A 14,719-nucleotide genomic window follows, 5' to 3' on the forward strand; every position below is an offset into this window, starting at 1 on the left:
TGCGTTCTTTTATGTTTTGGGTTTGATGAAATATAAATTAACGCGTGGCATGAAGTGATATCAGCAGGCTGTTTGTGAGGTTTCTTATGTGTCTCAAAAATGATATCTAAATCTAGAAATTTCACTTTCCTCCCAATCTAGCCAGATTTTCGTCCCAACGCAGCAAAAAAAGCCCTTTCAGTACGCTGTATTTTCACTTCTGATAAACAGTAAATCTCGTTTAGATTTTATTTTGTAGTTTTTGATTCTGCACTGGCGAGGCTTTGTAGAGTCTTTGGTGATGAAAACGTAATCAGATAGAGTTTTCATGTAAATATTGGTTATCCAATAGACAGATTTGCTAACAAAGCGTTAAAGTTGGGGTTGCTTGGATGGCCTCAAAACACCGCTGTTTGGCGTGTTTTATCAGAGGATTCAAGCAGTGCTGTTTTGATTCTTGTTACGACCGGAATCAAAGGCATAGCTGGCATGGATGGCAGCAGTTAAGACGTCACGTTGGCATCCATCACTAGGCTACAAATAAGTCCTAATACTATGCATACATGGAGGCATATAGTGGAAATGTTATCAGGAGCCGACATGGTCGTTCGTTCAATGATCGATCAGGGCGTAAAACATATATTTGGGTATCCGGGCGGTTCAGTGTTGGATATCTATGATGCACTGCATGAGAAAAGCGATATTGAGCACGTGCTCGTTCGTCATGAGCAAGCAGCGGTTCACATGGCAGATGGTTATGCCCGTGCGACCGGCGAAGTGGGCGTGGTACTGGTGACATCAGGGCCAGGCGCAACCAACGCCATTACAGGTATTGCTACCGCGTATTACGATTCCGTTCCTATGGTGGTGCTGTCTGGTCAGGTGATGAGTAACCTGATTGGTAACGATGCATTCCAAGAATGTGACATGGTGGGTGTTTCACGTCCTATCGTCAAACACAGCTATTTAGTGAAAAATGCGGAAGACATTCCGAAAATCATCAAAAAAGCCTTTTATCTCGCATCGACAGGCCGTCCAGGTCCTGTGGTTGTTGACCTGCCAAAAGACATGCTGAATCCAGCCAATCTTTTCCCGTATGAGTACCCAGATAGCATATCTATGCGTTCTTACAACCCAACAACCACGGGTCACAAAGGACAAATCAAGCGTGGCTTGAAAGCCCTGCTTGAGGCGAAGAAACCGGTACTTTATGTGGGTGGTGGGGCCATCATCTCTGAGTGTGGCGAGCAAATTAAAACGCTGGCAGACACCTTAAATATTCCTGTTATCAGTACATTGATGGGCTTGGGCGCTTATCCGAGTACGGGTGACAAATCGCTGGGTATGCTTGGCATGCACGGCACCTATGAAGCCAACATGACGATGCACAATTCCGACCTGATCTTTGGTATCGGTGTGCGTTTTGATGACCGAACCACCAATAACGTCGAGAAATACTGTCCGAATGCCAAGATCATGCATATCGACATCGATCCATCCAGTATTTCGAAAACCGTCTCGGTAGACATCCCGATTGTTGGTTCTGCAGATGCAGTACTGAACACCATGCTTAAGATCCTTGTTGAGCAGGGTGGCACGAACGATGCTGCCGCGCTTGAGGCATGGTGGAGCAACATCAACGTTTGGCGTGATCGCAAGTGCCTGTCGTACGAAACCAATAACGAGCGTATTAAACCGCAGCAAGCGGTTGAAGCCGTCTATAGGCTGACAAACGGTGATGCCTACGTGGCATCCGATGTGGGTCAGCACCAGATGTTTGCAGCGCTGTATTACCCGTTTGATAAGCCACGTCGCTGGATCAACTCTGGTGGCCTCGGCACAATGGGCTTTGGCCTACCAGCAGCCATGGGTGTGAAGTTTGCCCTCCCAGATGCTGAAGTGATTTGTGTCACCGGTGATGGGAGTATCCAGATGAACATTCAGGAGCTGTCGACCGCATTGCAATACGACATTCCCGTTAAAATTATCAACCTCAACAACCGTTTCCTCGGTATGGTGAAGCAGTGGCAAGACATGATTTATCAAGGTCGTCACTCACAATCGTACATGGATTCAGTGCCTGATTTCGCTGCGATTGCAGAAGCCTATGGTCACGTGGGCATTCGCATCAATGACCCTGCAGAGCTTGAAAGTGAGCTGGCACGTGGTTTGGCGATGAAAGACAAATTGGTCTTCTTTGATATCAGCGTTGATGAAACCGAGCATGTATATCCAATGCTGGTTCGAGGTGGTGCGATGAACGAAATGTGGTTGAGTAAGACGGAGAGAACATAATGCGCAGTATTTTATCGGTTTTAATGGAGAACGAGCCAGGCGCATTGTCCCGTGTTGTCGGTTTGTTTTCTCAGCGCGGTTATAATATCGAATCGCTGACGGTATCGCCGACAGATGATCCAACGCTGTCTCGCCTTAATATCACCACGACCGTGGTAAGAGATTCTGAGCGTGAGCAAATTGAAAAGCACCTTCATAAGCTGATCGACGTATTGAAAGTCAGCAATGTGTCGGAGTCAGACCACATTGAACGTGAGCTGGCGATGGTCAAAGTGAAGGCGTCTGGTTTTGCACGTGCAGAAGTGAAGCGTACTGCTGATATCTTCCGTGGACAGATCGTCGATGTCACTAACTCGCTGTATACCGTTCAGTTAGCGGGCACGAGTGAAAAGATTGATGCCTTCATCTCTGCGATGAAAGACGTCACAGACATCATTGAAGTCGCACGAAGCGGTGTTGTGGGTATTGCTCGTGGTGAACGTGCCTTACGTCAGTAAGCGTATTGTCACTGCTTGATACGACAAGCAGCTTGAACAAGAGAAACCGATGGCGGAGACGCTGTCGGTTTTTTTTAGGGGAGCAGAAAAGCAGTAAGAGCAGTTTCGAGGGGCGAGAACGAGAAGAGCAGAGAGGGAAAGCAGAAAGAGCTGTTTCGAGGTATGAGAGCGAGAAAGGGCTGGTTTTGTTTAAGGAGAGACAAATTTAAAAACGTACTTGCCTCTCAGGTGAAGAGGACCAGAATCTTCCTGCACTTCCTGCACTTCCTGCACTTCCTGCACTTCCTGCTCTCTTCACTTTTCCCCAGACATAAAAAAAGGAGCCAATCGGCTCCTTTTTTCTGCTTCAGTAAACGTCTATTACAGAACGTGTACAGAAGACGTGTTAGTCGTGCCTGACGTTACAAGTGCGCCAGAAACCATAACAACGATGTCGCCTTTAGCACCAAGACCAGACTCTAGCGCGATTTCTTTACCGCGACGGTAGAATTCGTCAGTGCTTGAGAATTGGTCAACAACAACTGTCGTTACGCCTTTAGATAGGCATAGTTGCGCTGCAGTTTTCTCGTTAGTGGTGACTGCGATGATGTTTGCAGTTGGGAAGTATTTACGTACAGAACGTGCAGACTTACCCGCTTCAGTAGCAACAACGATCAGTGGAGCACCTAGCTTCTCAGCAGTGTCTACTGCACCTTTACATACCGCTTCGGTAATGCGTAGGCGGTTGCTGTCTAGACGTGAACCCATTTCAGCTTTCATTGCGCCGTCAGTACGGTTAGCAATTTGCGCCATGATGGTTACTGCTTCAACTGGGTATTTACCCTTCGCAGTTTCACCAGAAAGCATGACTGCATCGGTGCCATCCATGATTGCGTTCGCAACGTCACCCGCTTCTGCGCGCGTTGGACGTGGGTTCTTGATCATTGAATCCAGCATTTGAGTTGCAGTGATAACAACTTTACGTGCACGGTTACATTTCTCGATCATCATCTTCTGCGCGAAGATAACTTCTTCTGCAGGGATTTCAACACCTAGGTCACCACGAGCAACCATGATGCCGTCAGACAGCTCAAGGATCTCGTCGAAGTTATCTACACCTTCTTGGTTTTCGATCTTCGAGATGATTTGGATGTTTTCGCCGCCGTTCGCCGCTAGGATCTCACGGATTTCTTTAACGTCAGATGCTTTACGGATGAAAGAGGCTGCAACGAAATCAACGCGTTGCTCACAACCGAATACGAGGTCGTTTTTGTCTTTTTCAGACAATGCAGGAAGGTTTACAGAAACGCCAGGAAGGTTGACACCTTTGTTTTCGCCTAGGTCACCGTTGTTTAGAACCTTACAGATAACGTCAGTTGCTGTGGTTTCTACAACTTCCATTTCAATCAGACCATCGTCAACAAGGATGATGTTGCCTGCTTTAAGATCTTCTGCAAGACCTGGGTAAGTCACCGCTACACGCTCAACGTTACCAACAACAGTCACGTCAGTGGTGAAAGTGAAGGTTTGACCTGCAACCAGAGAAACGTCGTTGCCGCCTTCTAGTTTGATAGTGCGGATTTCAGGACCTTTGGTATCCAGAAGGATAGCAAGTTGCTTACCGGTGTTGTCCATTACTTGACGCAGGTTCGCGATACGCGTGCCGTGCTCAGCAAAGTCACCGTGTGAGAAGTTCAGACGCATAACGTTCATGCCTGCATCAGCAAGCTTGGTCAGCATCTCAACGGATTCAGTTTTTGGTCCAATCGTACAAACGATCTTGGTCTTTTTCATGTAGGGTTCTCTCCGGTCGAACGTTACCCAAGGGATAAAATGTCGCTGTAATGACAGTTTTCATCTGCTTGATGTTTGTAATAAAACAACAAGCGAAACATGTTGAGCGGCAGGATTGCACAGAGCTCTTACAGCGTTAATACAGGTTCATGACAATTTAATTGCGTTGTCCAAACGAGCGAAAACCGCTAATTCGCTTGGACAACACAACTCATCCATGAAGGCGGGCACAAGTATACATGCTTTATGTGGCGGAAATTTGATCGCAGGCAATGGAAAAAAAGATATTCCCATCTTCATTTCATTTTCCACCTAAACGATACGACATCGTGCCTCGGTTCAGGGGCTGTAAATTTACCACATAAGTTTAGGTAGATCACTAATTGGCAACGATTAAGCAAAGAGTCGGGAACAGAGGGGATTTCCCCACAAGAACGGCGAGGTTAACGGTGATTAGACGGTTGTTATCACTGGATTATTGACGATTTGAATAGTGATTATCTCGAGTGACATCCAACACCTTGTGTAAAGAATGTAACCCAAAAAGTGATTAACTCTTCATCGATTTGAGTCAATCACTGCAAGCGTAGAGAAGATTAAGAGCGTGGCACTTTTGTTTTGGTGTCGTTGTCGATCACTAAGTTTCTTCCGGCTTTTTTCGCCATGTACAGCGCTTCATCAGCGCGAAGGCTTGCGGAGAGAAAATCTTCATTCGCCAGTAACGCCGTAGTACCAATGGATACCGTGCTGCGAATCGACAACGGCTGACGGTTTGAGTGGCTGACGCGCACCACCAATTCCTCGATGCTATTACGTAGAAACTCTAAGCGCGCGTGTGCTTCGTCTCGATCTTTCACCCACAAAAGCAAAGCAAATTCTTCACCGCCCATTCGCGAGGCGCATTCACCGGTTTCGCTAAATTCGGTAATAAGGCGAGCAAGCTGACGCAACACCTGATCGCCAACAGGGTGTCCCCAGGTGTCATTAATGCGCTTGAAGTGGTCGATATCCACAATGGCAAGGTATTGGATGCGATCGGGGATCGTCAAACGTCGACCAAACTGATCCACCAAATAACGACGGTTATACAGGTTAGTAAGATCGTCACGGTTCGCCATGTCACGCAGTGTGCGTTCACGATGAATTTGGTCTGTCACCACGCTGATAAAGGTGCACATGGCTTTTTGGCCATGCCAATCAATTACTTGGTCGGTGATTTCAGCAATCATTGGATTGCCTTTGAGATCAGTGTGGTTGATCACTTGCGGCGGGGTGGGAATGCCCGTACGGATAGCATTCTCATAGCGGCGCTGAGCTTCAGGCCAATGAGATTCCTCGAACAACACGCGAATGCTTTCGAGATCGAGAACATCTTTCGCACACGCCATACCACTAAATTTCGCAAACGCATTGTTCGCGTATTGCGGCACGAAATTTATGTGTATGACACAAGGGTTAGGATGTAGATCGAGTATCGCCTTAAAATCGGGCATTGCGCTTACATTCATGAGAGAAAGTCTGTGAAATTTATCATCTCGCAGTGATTAAACTGCGATTGGTTTCAAATATATGTGAACGGAGTAGTACATTTATGTATGTCAGCGCAAAAATTTTACCACTTTTTAGGTATTGTCTTGCTTTTTTATGCGCCATTCACTTATGTCCTTCTTTTTGAGTGTACAAGAAAACATTGTCTAATATGTCAAACTTATCAGTAAGTATGTGAGAGTAAGGTCATGTCCTCTTATTGCTTGAAATAATTTTGATCAATCCCTCGAAATAAACAAAAACCGCCATCAACTGATTGCTGATAGCGGTTGAAAATCAATGAGATTTTCGTTTATTTGTGCGCGCTCATATCTCACCGTTCACGATAAAGTGCCCTCACTAAAGTTGCACACGCACGGTTTGGACGGCGTTTGCAGGGATAGTGATGGCTGAGTGCTGCGCACCGATGACCAAGTCATAGGCGATGGGTTGTTTCGTGGTATTCAGCAATTGAACACTCAACAGATTGTCGCTGTTGATCGATGCGCTGGCGTGCAGGGCATCGCTATCCAATCCATCCAAAAGCGTATCGGCTTGTACCGCTTTATCGCCAGGACGAATGGTTTTACTGAATTGTGCGAGCACGTCGTAAATAGGGGTGTAATACACATCGCCGCTCTCAACGTCGATCATGATGGGTGCGCCACAGAAATTCCCGGCATGGTTAGGGCCCCCATTGCTATCAAGCACGGCGTTCCAATCAACCCAGCCTGCCATCCAGTGATTCAAACTGACAATGATGTCACGCGCGTAGCGGTGAACCGGCGTATAAATCGGATGGTTTTCAGGGTTGGGTGCCCACGTTGCTGTGTATGCCCAATCCGTTGCGTTCTCATTCCACCAGAATTCGTCATTGTTAAACCAACCTGATTCTTGAAACTTCACCGGATCTAAAATCCCGTTTGGCGCAGGCTTACCAAGATCATCGATGGTGCCTTCAGTGTGAATGATCGCAAAATCAGGGAATGTATTGTGCACGCGATCCATAACGTCTTCATACACATCAACGGTGCTGGAATACCAGTGAACCGCCGATCCATATACATAAGGTGCAGTGTCAGGATCGCCCAAGATCACGTCAGTCCAATGTTCCAAGTGATCGCGGTTTTGATCGTAGATCAGCACGCGAGTGTCAGCGAACGCGCTCTCTTTTAATTTCGGGCCAAGAAACTCTTTGATGAACGTATTCTGGGTTTCTGCTGTGAAATGCATACTTTCCCAGTTGCCACTGTTGCCGTGCGGTTCATTGACAGGGGTTAGACCCCAAATATCAACGCCTGCTTCTTTGTAATGCTCAAGGTATTTCACCAAGTAATCAGCATAGGTCGAGACATATTCCGGCTTGAGCTTTCCGCCGGTGCCTTCCCAGTTGTTTTCTTTTGTTCCTTTGATGAACCAAGTATCGATGTCTTTCATCCACGGCGGCGCAGTCCAAGCTGAAGCAATGATGTTCAAGGTGCCATCGTCTTGTTTCGCTTTGATCGCCATGGCTTCGTGGATCATGGGCAGCACATCAAACGATTCATCCTGAATCCCTGCGTATTTCGCCTTTGAAAATCCGTCGCTGTCAGGGGCGATAGTGAAGTGTTTAAGCGCGCTATCACCTTCCACTTCGGCGTAGCCCAGCTTTCCTTCAACGGAAAAGTCAGTGGAGCCAATCGGCGTGCGCGTCAAAGAAAAGTTCGCGCCCGTGTCGGCGTATAGTTTATTCATCACTTCATGGCGCTTTTCAACTGGAAGGTGCGCCAGAACAAACGCCGAGGATTCCGTGAACGAGGTACCAATGCCCGAAATGGTTTGTTTAACCACATCAGGTTGGATCACGATCTGCGTGCCGCTTGCAGCCTCACTGATAAAGGTGTGGTTTGCCATTACTGACATTTTGTCGCCAGCTTCGCTGGTCAGTAGAATTTCCGATGTTGACGATAACCCGAAATTTTTGCTGTTTGCCTGAATCAATGGTTTCTCCCTGTCATATTCAGGTGTGCAGGACAGCATCATCGTTGAAGACAATGCGATAAAAGCCGCTGAGAGTGTTTTCACTTCCATGTTGCTACTCCTATTACGGACAAGATGCCGACAGTGACAGTCAGCCATGTGCTTTTTGAAAGCGCTTTCTTTGTTGTTCGTGCGGCGCTCTTTTTCTGACTCATTTACCCCGTAGATATACGCTCTTCACTTTTATTTGTAACTAACGCCACGGATGAACTGACACTGTTTTCTTGGATTCGATACAAGAGGGGATGGAAGATGTGATGTTGGGAAGGAACACCTTGGTGCGCCGCATTGAGCGACAAAAGTGTGTGTATTTGAACGATACCAAATACGTCTTTAGGTTGTGAGATTCCGACAATTCTTACATCTAACCTATCGTGATAAGCCTGTGTGTTCTGTAATGGAAGCCAAACTAAGGACACTAGGTACGATTGAGCCTCTTTGATTGTCGAATCAATCTGCCTACATCAGTAATGGAGTGAAAAATGCCTACGCAGATTGAATCTCATCTCAGTGATAACGGTGTGTTAAGACTTACCCTGAACAATCCTCAGCGCAGGAATGCGCTTTCAGAAGCCATGATTGGCGAGTTGCATGCTGCCATTGCAAATGCAGCTGAATCGTCAGAGGTGAATGTTATTGTTCTTAATGCCAATGGTCCTGCCTTTAGTGCGGGGCACGATCTGAAAGAGATCACTGCAGCGAGAGAGGAATCTGACAAGGGACGGGCATTTTTCGCCACCTTAATGAACAAATGCGCCGCAATGATGACCGCCATCGTGCATTGCCCGAAGCCGGTGATTGCTGAAATAGACGGTATTGCTACCGCCGCAGGGTGTCAGCTCGTCGCCAGTTGCGACCTGGCGTATGCCTCGAACACATCGCGGTTTGCGACCCCTGGCGTCAATATTGGACTTTTCTGTTCAACCCCTATGGTGGCGTTATCCCGCAATGTTTCCAGCAAACATGCCATGGAAATGCTGCTCATTGGAGACATGATCTCAGCCTCTGATGCTGAGCGCATAGGCCTGATCAATCGCACCACAGACAGTGAGTCTCTCACCGCAATGACCCAAGCGGTTGCCGATAAGATTGCGGAAAAATCGTCGCTGACACTCTCTATCGGCAAGGAAGCGTTTTATTGCCAGCAGGACATGGAACTTGCGCAGGCCTATGCCTATGCCAGCGACGTGATGGTGGACAATATGCTGACCAAAGACGGCGAAGAGGGGATTTCTGCCTTTGTCGAAAAACGTCCCCCTGTTTGGCGAAATGAGTGAGGTGGATGCATGGAAAACCCATATAACGTCGGGCTCGATCGTAACCCCGCGAATTTTCAGCCGCTAACGCCTCTGGGATTTCTCGCGCGAAATGCGGCCAACTATCCCGATGCTATCGCCATCATTCATGGCAACATCAGGGTGAACTATCAAACGTTTTATGACAGAAGCCGCCAGCTCGCTTCCCAGTTAGCGAATCTGGGATTGGGGCGCGGAGATACCGTGTCAGCTTTGTTAGCGAATACCCCCGCAATGTTGGAGTGTCATTACGGTGTCCCCATGGCGGGTGCTGTGCTGCATTCGGTCAATACACGATTGGAAGCCGCGACCATTGCTTATCAGCTCGCTCATGCGCAGGCCAAAGTGCTGATTGTAGATCGGGAATTCTTGTCGGTCGCACAAGCGGCACTTGCGGTGGCTGACGTGTCACCATTGGTCATTGTTTATCACGACAGCGAATGGACAGAATTATCAAGCGTAGACACCGACGATCACTATCAGGATTACGATGAGTTTGTCGCTCAGGGTGATCGCGCGTTTTCGTGGCTGATGCCCGAAGATGAATGGGACGCAATTTCCATCAACTACACATCGGGTACCACAGGTAACCCTAAAGGGGTGGTTTGTCACCACCGCGGGGCGTACCTTCTCGCGTTAGGAAACGTATTCACTGCGGACATGCCCAAGTATTCGACCTACCTATGGACACTCCCCATGTTTCATTGCAATGGGTGGTGTTTTCCGTGGACGCTATCGGCGATTTGCGGCACGCATGTTTGCTTACGGCAGGTACGAAAAGAACCGATTTGGCTGGCATTGCATAAACACAAGGTGACACACCTATGTGGTGCGCCCATTGTCATGGATATCATCCTTTCTGCGGAAAATCAGACCCTCACCAATAAGGTGGCCTTCTTCACTGCCGCCGCGCCGCCACCGGAAAGAACGCTCGCGCAGATGCAAGAAGCAGGGTTTGAGGTCACGCATTTATACGGATTAGCAGAAGTTTATGGCCCTGCCGTCGTCAATGAATGGCACCAAGAGTGGAACCTGTTACCCATCGAAGAACAAGCAAAGCTTAAAGCGCGCCAAGGCGTGAAATATTTACCTCTCGAAAATCTTGACGTACTTGACCCTGAAACCATGTCGGCAGTACCCGCAGATGGAAAGACACTGGGTGAAGTCATGTTTCAAGGCAATGTGGTCATGAAAGGCTACTTCAAAAACCCAACGGCAACACAATCTGCTTTTGAAGGAGGCTGGTTCCATTCCGGCGATTTGGCCGTCAAACACCCAGATGGGTATATCCAACTCAAAGACCGCTCGAAAGACATCATCATTTCTGGTGGCGAAAACATCTCATCCATCGAAATTGAAGATGTTCTTTACAAGCATCCTGCTGTTGCAGTGACTGCAGTTGTTTCGTGCCCCGATGAAAAATGGGGCGAGGTTCCGTTTGCCTTTGTTGAGTGCTGCGAAGGTAAAACCGTGTCGGAACAAGAGCTAAAAACGTGGTGCGGCCAACATATGGCGGGCTTTAAAGTACCCAAGCATTTCTCTTTTACGCCGATCCCTCGAACGCCGACGGGGAAAATTCAAAAGTTTCAGTTACGCGAGCAAGTGAGTGCTCGTCTTCAAAGCGAAGAGTCAGGGTCGCCAAAGAGTTAGCTTGGCCCCTTACACGCGAGATTGGTGGTCGTCATGGCTTATCCGTTGAGACTGCCAATGACCTTTTTCTTCGAGTGCCTCTCGTGGTTCGACCGTTATCGCAGACAGACGCCAAGATTATGGTAACTTTTTTAGACTATTTGGCTGATAAACGGATGTTGCAGTGATAGATAAAATTCGCCTTTTTATCATCGAGTGTGTTGATCCCATGGATCTACTTCAAGAGCGCTCAGAAGCGACAGCATTAGAAAAAATTTGCAAAGCCATTGGCCACGAGGTCGCCATTCTTAGGGCGTTCTGTGAGCAGGACTTGGTGAAATACCTTGATTACATTTCATCCATTGATGGGAATTACGCTGCGGCCAACCATAGCAGGGTGCCATTATGTATTCACATTTCTGCGCACGGCAACGCGAGTGGCATTTCTTTTGGTCGCGATTTCCTGAATTGGCACCGCTTATTTCTCGCCCTTTCTCCCATATTGAAAGACATGAGCCAGTACAACGGTGAAGTGCTCATCAGCATTTCGGCCTGTGGCGCTGGCCAACAAAAACTGGTGGATGAGATTGAAGCGGAAATTGCGCGTTATCATGTCGATTCAGACGCTTCCAATCCACATGTAGAGCCACCAGAATATATCTTTGTGACCGAGGGAAGTCAGGGGAAAGATGTTGTGTATTGGGATGATGCGACCGTGTCTTGGACTGTTTTTTATCACCAAATATCCAAACTTAAAGCGATCAATGATGAAGGCATTCATCTGATTTTAGATGACATTGAACATGCGACAAAAACCCTGTTACGCTCATTCAAGTGGGATACAAAAACGCAAAAATATGTGGTGTATTAAGCCGTGGTAACCCCTTAATAACTGAGCGTAAAGGCAAGCTGTTTACATTGTATTTCACTCAGGAATTGGTTCGGCCTCTTGCTCAACAAGAAGTGCCGTCACTATCTTTTCTAATGTCTGCCAGTTTTCAATCTTTGTGGTGCCCAACACAAACCGCTTGCCCGTCAACTTTCCGTAGAGATGGCGTTTTACTCCCTCTCTTGGGTATTGGATTTCACAGCGAAACGACGGGGCTGTCGGGTCAATATCGAACGCCACTAACGCGACGGGGATATCGCTTCGTGCATTGCCCATGTTGATGCGAAGAATAACGGGCAATCCATCGTCGGTCGTAAACATATAGATAGGGACAACGCGGTTCTTTTCTTCGCTGGGTAACAGCGTTTGAAGGTAATCAAGTCTGTCTAGCATCGTCTTATAACCTTGTTAACTGTAAGCTTATATGCATCCTAGATGACGATTGGCATCTAGACATAAAACGACTGTTTAAATTTTGAGCTTGTCACAACAGGATAGGTGATTTGTTGCAATAACAGAAAAATAAATGCGGGGCAGAGGGAGGAATAGGGAGAGCGCGCAAGAAAAACACAAGGAATGCACCTCATGATGCATTCCAGCCCAATACATGTTCATGTTAACAACCTACATCTTGTTCAAACATCGTCATGTTGCTTAGGGAGTGAGTGAGCCCGCCCATTGTGGTTCGACATTAACGAACCGTTTCACGCATTTGTTCTGCCGTCATGCCAGCACTGATGTGGCCAGTGACAACACCTTTTGTCGCTTGTTCACCAGAAAGACCTGCGGCTGTTGCCTTCTGAATCAAATCGCCGTTTAGGCCATTGTTCGATCCTGCCGTGCCCGTTGCGAAAGCAGACACAGAGAAGAGTGATAGCGCGATGATGAGTACGTTTTTCATAATGTTTTCCTTTTTGATTCGTCGTTATTGTTGTTTTTGAGTTTGTTTTTACTTTGTGTGGTTCAGCGCGTGTTACCAGAAATTAATCAGTGCTCGCCGCTTGGAATTAACGAACCGTTTCGCGCATTTGTTCGGCTGTCATGCCAGCGTTAATGTGGCCGGTAACAACACCTTTTGTTGCTTGTTCGCCAGAAAGACCGGCCGCCGTTGCCTTCTGAATCAAATCACCGTTTAGGCCGTTGTTAGACCCTGCCGTGCCCGTTGCAAAAGCAGATACAGAGAAGAGTGATAGCGCGATGATGAGTATGTTTTTCATAATGTGATTACCTTATTCAGTGAATGTTTAGCGGGTTTCCCCTCTCGACAGGAATAAGATTACTGAGATATTGATCACAAGTAGAGGAAACTCAAGGTTTCCATTTTGGAAAGTGGTGCGATTGATGTCTCATAAAATAACGGTGAACCGAGAGATGCTACGCTCAGACGCTGCCTGTGCAGGTGAGGGGGGGCGAAGAGAAGTGAAGAGAAGTGAAGTGAAGTGAAGATTAAACGAAGCACACCCAAGCACATGAAAGGCGGCTTGGGTGAAAAAGCTCAGGCGTGTGATCATGCCATCAGTGTTTATTGTTCACATTGATTGAGAACACGCTGACAGACGCGGTGAATCCATTCCTTTTGCGGATCGTTTTGCTTAGCGCGGTGATAACTCATGACGCAGTTAACACGAACGTCAGACATGGTGGGTAACGCAACACCACGGCAGTTTTCAGGGATCAGTCGAGACATGGTGAACGAGTAATGATCGGAGTGTTTGACGATGCATTCGATGGCCATGGTATTTTCCACTTCCACGGTCGGTGTGATTTGGTAACCAATAGCTGCCAAGCGTTCAAGCAATGGGTAGCGAACATCATTCCAGCCCGGGTTGCGTGTAATAACAAACGGGTATTGGCTGAGCTCATCAAAGGTGTGAGCAGGGTGGTCTTGTCGAACATAAAACGTTGGCGACACTTCGCACAACGGTTTTTGTAAAATGACTTGTGGAAGTGTTTCATCGTAGGTGCTGAACAGTACGGCGTTTTCCCCCTCCACCATGCGAGAACGCGCTTCTAAACTCCACTGGCGCATTGAGATCTTTGCTAGAGGGGCTTCTTCTCTCAGTGCCAAGTAGAGCTTGCCGCCGAAGTTATCCCAAAACAGCGCATGCCCATAGAGAACGATTTCTTGCTTTAAGGTCTGCGGCGAGAACTCACTGTGCTGAATCGCATCGAAGGTGGCTAAGATCTGCTCGAAATGGGCATGGTTGGTGTCCATAAACGTCGTGGGTTCAAAACTCAACTTACCTTGAACAAACAAGGGATCTTCAAAATGCACCTTCAACTTAGAGAGGATCTTACTGATCGCACTTGAGGTTTTGCCCAAGGCGTCGGCGACAAGTTTTACATTGCGCAATTCATACATTTTCACCAAAACAAACATGCTTTGAATGTCTAAGTTGTGTCCCATTTTGCCACTCGTCGTTTACTTGCCCTCTACGAATATAGAAAACGACATGACGTTACCTCAATGAAAAATAAACAAATTAGCGAGAGGTGCGCCGCATAATAAGGTTTCTCGCTCTTGTCCACTTCCCCTATGCTGAGACAGTCTAAACTGGAGTTTTCTGCCACAGAAAAAGCAGGAGATCATCATGAAGAAGTCACGGTTTACTGAATCACAGATAGTCACGATCCTCAAAGAAGCCGACGCAGGCATGAAAGTTGACGATATTTGTCGCCAACACGGCATCAGCAGCGCAACTTATTACAATTGGAAAGCCAAGTATGGTGGGCTTGACGCGTCTGAACTGAAGCGCATCAAGGAGCTAGAGGCAGAAAATGCCAAGCTCAAAAAAATGTTTGCCGACGTCAGTTTG

13 protein-coding genes are annotated in these 14,719 nt (G+C 47.4%); 6 read left to right on the forward strand and 7 right to left on the reverse strand.

What is annotated here, in order from left to right:
* Positions 1 to 555: 555 nt before the first annotated feature.
* Together BM082_RS17685 and ilvN are read left to right on the forward strand one after the other, a co-directional pair.
* On the forward strand, positions 556 to 2,274 hold the full coding sequence (locus BM082_RS17685; protein ID WP_026024681.1) for an acetolactate synthase 3 large subunit: 1,719 nt from the start codon (positions 556 to 558) through the stop codon (positions 2,272 to 2,274).
* Positions 2,274 to 2,771: an acetolactate synthase small subunit gene (gene ilvN, locus BM082_RS17690; protein WP_017011283.1), complete on the forward strand. Its 498-nt coding sequence runs from the start codon at positions 2,274 to 2,276 to the stop codon at positions 2,769 to 2,771. Before BM082_RS17685 ends, ilvN begins: the two co-directional genes overlap by 1 nt.
* 360 nt (positions 2,772 to 3,131) lie before the next feature.
* Here ilvN and pykF read toward each other — a convergent pair whose 3' ends face one another.
* The 3 genes from pykF to BM082_RS17705 form a co-directional block, all read right to left on the reverse strand.
* Positions 3,132 to 4,544 carry a pyruvate kinase PykF gene (gene pykF, locus BM082_RS17695; protein ID WP_017011281.1) on the reverse strand — a complete coding sequence of 471 codons (1,413 nt, stop codon included), beginning with the start codon at positions 4,542 to 4,544 and terminating at the stop codon, positions 3,132 to 3,134.
* A gap of 596 nt (positions 4,545 to 5,140) precedes the next feature.
* Positions 5,141 to 6,037, reverse strand: a complete 897-nt coding sequence (locus BM082_RS17700; protein ID WP_017014633.1) for a GGDEF domain-containing protein — start codon at positions 6,035 to 6,037, stop codon at positions 5,141 to 5,143.
* 394 nt (positions 6,038 to 6,431) lie between these two features.
* The gene (locus BM082_RS17705) at positions 6,432 to 8,141 is read right to left on the reverse strand and encodes a glycoside hydrolase family 30 protein (RefSeq protein ID WP_074927990.1); all 1,710 of its coding nucleotides are present in this window, start codon (positions 8,139 to 8,141) and stop codon (positions 6,432 to 6,434) included.
* A 431-nt stretch (positions 8,142 to 8,572) separates the two neighbouring features.
* Between BM082_RS17705 and BM082_RS17710 the strand changes: the two genes are divergently transcribed.
* From BM082_RS17710 to BM082_RS17720, 3 genes are all read left to right on the forward strand, one after another.
* Complete coding sequence (locus BM082_RS17710) at positions 8,573 to 9,367, forward strand: enoyl-CoA hydratase (RefSeq protein ID WP_017014545.1); 795 nt, start codon at positions 8,573 to 8,575, stop codon at positions 9,365 to 9,367.
* A 9-nt stretch (positions 9,368 to 9,376) separates the two neighbouring features.
* Positions 9,377 to 11,035, forward strand: a complete 1,659-nt coding sequence (locus BM082_RS17715) for an acyl-CoA synthetase (protein WP_017014544.1) — start codon at positions 9,377 to 9,379, stop codon at positions 11,033 to 11,035.
* Positions 11,036 to 11,198: 163 nt separating this feature from the next.
* A complete protein-coding gene (locus BM082_RS17720; RefSeq protein ID WP_017011276.1) occupies positions 11,199 to 11,885 on the forward strand; it encodes a hypothetical protein in 687 nt (228 codons plus the stop codon).
* Positions 11,886 to 11,939: 54 nt separating this feature from the next.
* Here BM082_RS17720 and BM082_RS17725 read toward each other — a convergent pair whose 3' ends face one another.
* The 4 genes from BM082_RS17725 to BM082_RS17740 all read right to left on the reverse strand — a co-directional run bounded on the left by BM082_RS17725 (position 11,940) and on the right by BM082_RS17740 (position 14,310).
* The gene (locus BM082_RS17725; protein ID WP_017014542.1) at positions 11,940 to 12,296 is read right to left on the reverse strand and encodes a hypothetical protein; all 357 of its coding nucleotides are present in this window, start codon (positions 12,294 to 12,296) and stop codon (positions 11,940 to 11,942) included.
* Positions 12,297 to 12,594: 298 nt separating this feature from the next.
* The gene (locus tag BM082_RS17730; RefSeq protein ID WP_017011274.1) at positions 12,595 to 12,804 is read right to left on the reverse strand and encodes a hypothetical protein; all 210 of its coding nucleotides are present in this window, start codon (positions 12,802 to 12,804) and stop codon (positions 12,595 to 12,597) included.
* Positions 12,805 to 12,910: 106 nt separating this feature from the next.
* Positions 12,911 to 13,120 (reverse strand): hypothetical protein, encoded by a 210-nt coding sequence (locus tag BM082_RS17735; protein ID WP_017014541.1) that lies wholly within the window; start codon positions 13,118 to 13,120, stop codon positions 12,911 to 12,913.
* A 305-nt stretch (positions 13,121 to 13,425) separates the two neighbouring features.
* Positions 13,426 to 14,310 carry a LysR family transcriptional regulator gene (locus BM082_RS17740; protein ID WP_017014540.1) on the reverse strand — a complete coding sequence of 295 codons (885 nt, stop codon included), beginning with the start codon at positions 14,308 to 14,310 and terminating at the stop codon, positions 13,426 to 13,428.
* Between the two features lie 184 nt (positions 14,311 to 14,494).
* Between BM082_RS17740 and BM082_RS17745 the strand changes: the two genes are divergently transcribed.
* A partial coding sequence (locus BM082_RS17745; protein WP_139218803.1) for a transposase occupies positions 14,495 to 14,719 on the forward strand: 225 nt, incomplete at its 3' end.

Source organism: Enterovibrio norvegicus DSM 15893, assembly GCF_900115495.1.
In the GTDB taxonomy this organism is placed as follows: Bacteria; Pseudomonadota; Gammaproteobacteria; order Enterobacterales; family Vibrionaceae; genus Enterovibrio; species Enterovibrio norvegicus.

Coding starts and splice junctions, on each gene's coding strand:
- ilvN (WP_017011283.1), top strand. CDS start 2,274: ATGCGCAGTATTTTATCGGTTTTAATGGAGAACGAGCCAGGCGCATTG.
- pykF (WP_017011281.1), bottom strand. CDS start 4,544: ATGAAAAAGACCAAGATCGTTTGTACGATTGGACCAAAAACTGAATCC.
- BM082_RS17700 (WP_017014633.1), bottom strand. CDS start 6,037: ATGCCCGATTTTAAGGCGATACTCGATCTACATCCTAACCCTTGTGTC.
- BM082_RS17705 (WP_074927990.1), bottom strand. CDS start 8,141: ATGGAAGTGAAAACACTCTCAGCGGCTTTTATCGCATTGTCTTCAACG.
- BM082_RS17710 (WP_017014545.1), top strand. CDS start 8,573: ATGCCTACGCAGATTGAATCTCATCTCAGTGATAACGGTGTGTTAAGA.
- BM082_RS17715 (WP_017014544.1), top strand. CDS start 9,377: ATGGAAAACCCATATAACGTCGGGCTCGATCGTAACCCCGCGAATTTT.
- BM082_RS17725 (WP_017014542.1), bottom strand. CDS start 12,296: ATGCTAGACAGACTTGATTACCTTCAAACGCTGTTACCCAGCGAAGAA.
- BM082_RS17730 (WP_017011274.1), bottom strand. CDS start 12,804: ATGAAAAACGTACTCATCATCGCGCTATCACTCTTCTCTGTGTCTGCT.
- BM082_RS17735 (WP_017014541.1), bottom strand. CDS start 13,120: ATGAAAAACATACTCATCATCGCGCTATCACTCTTCTCTGTATCTGCT.
- BM082_RS17740 (WP_017014540.1), bottom strand. CDS start 14,310: ATGGGACACAACTTAGACATTCAAAGCATGTTTGTTTTGGTGAAAATG.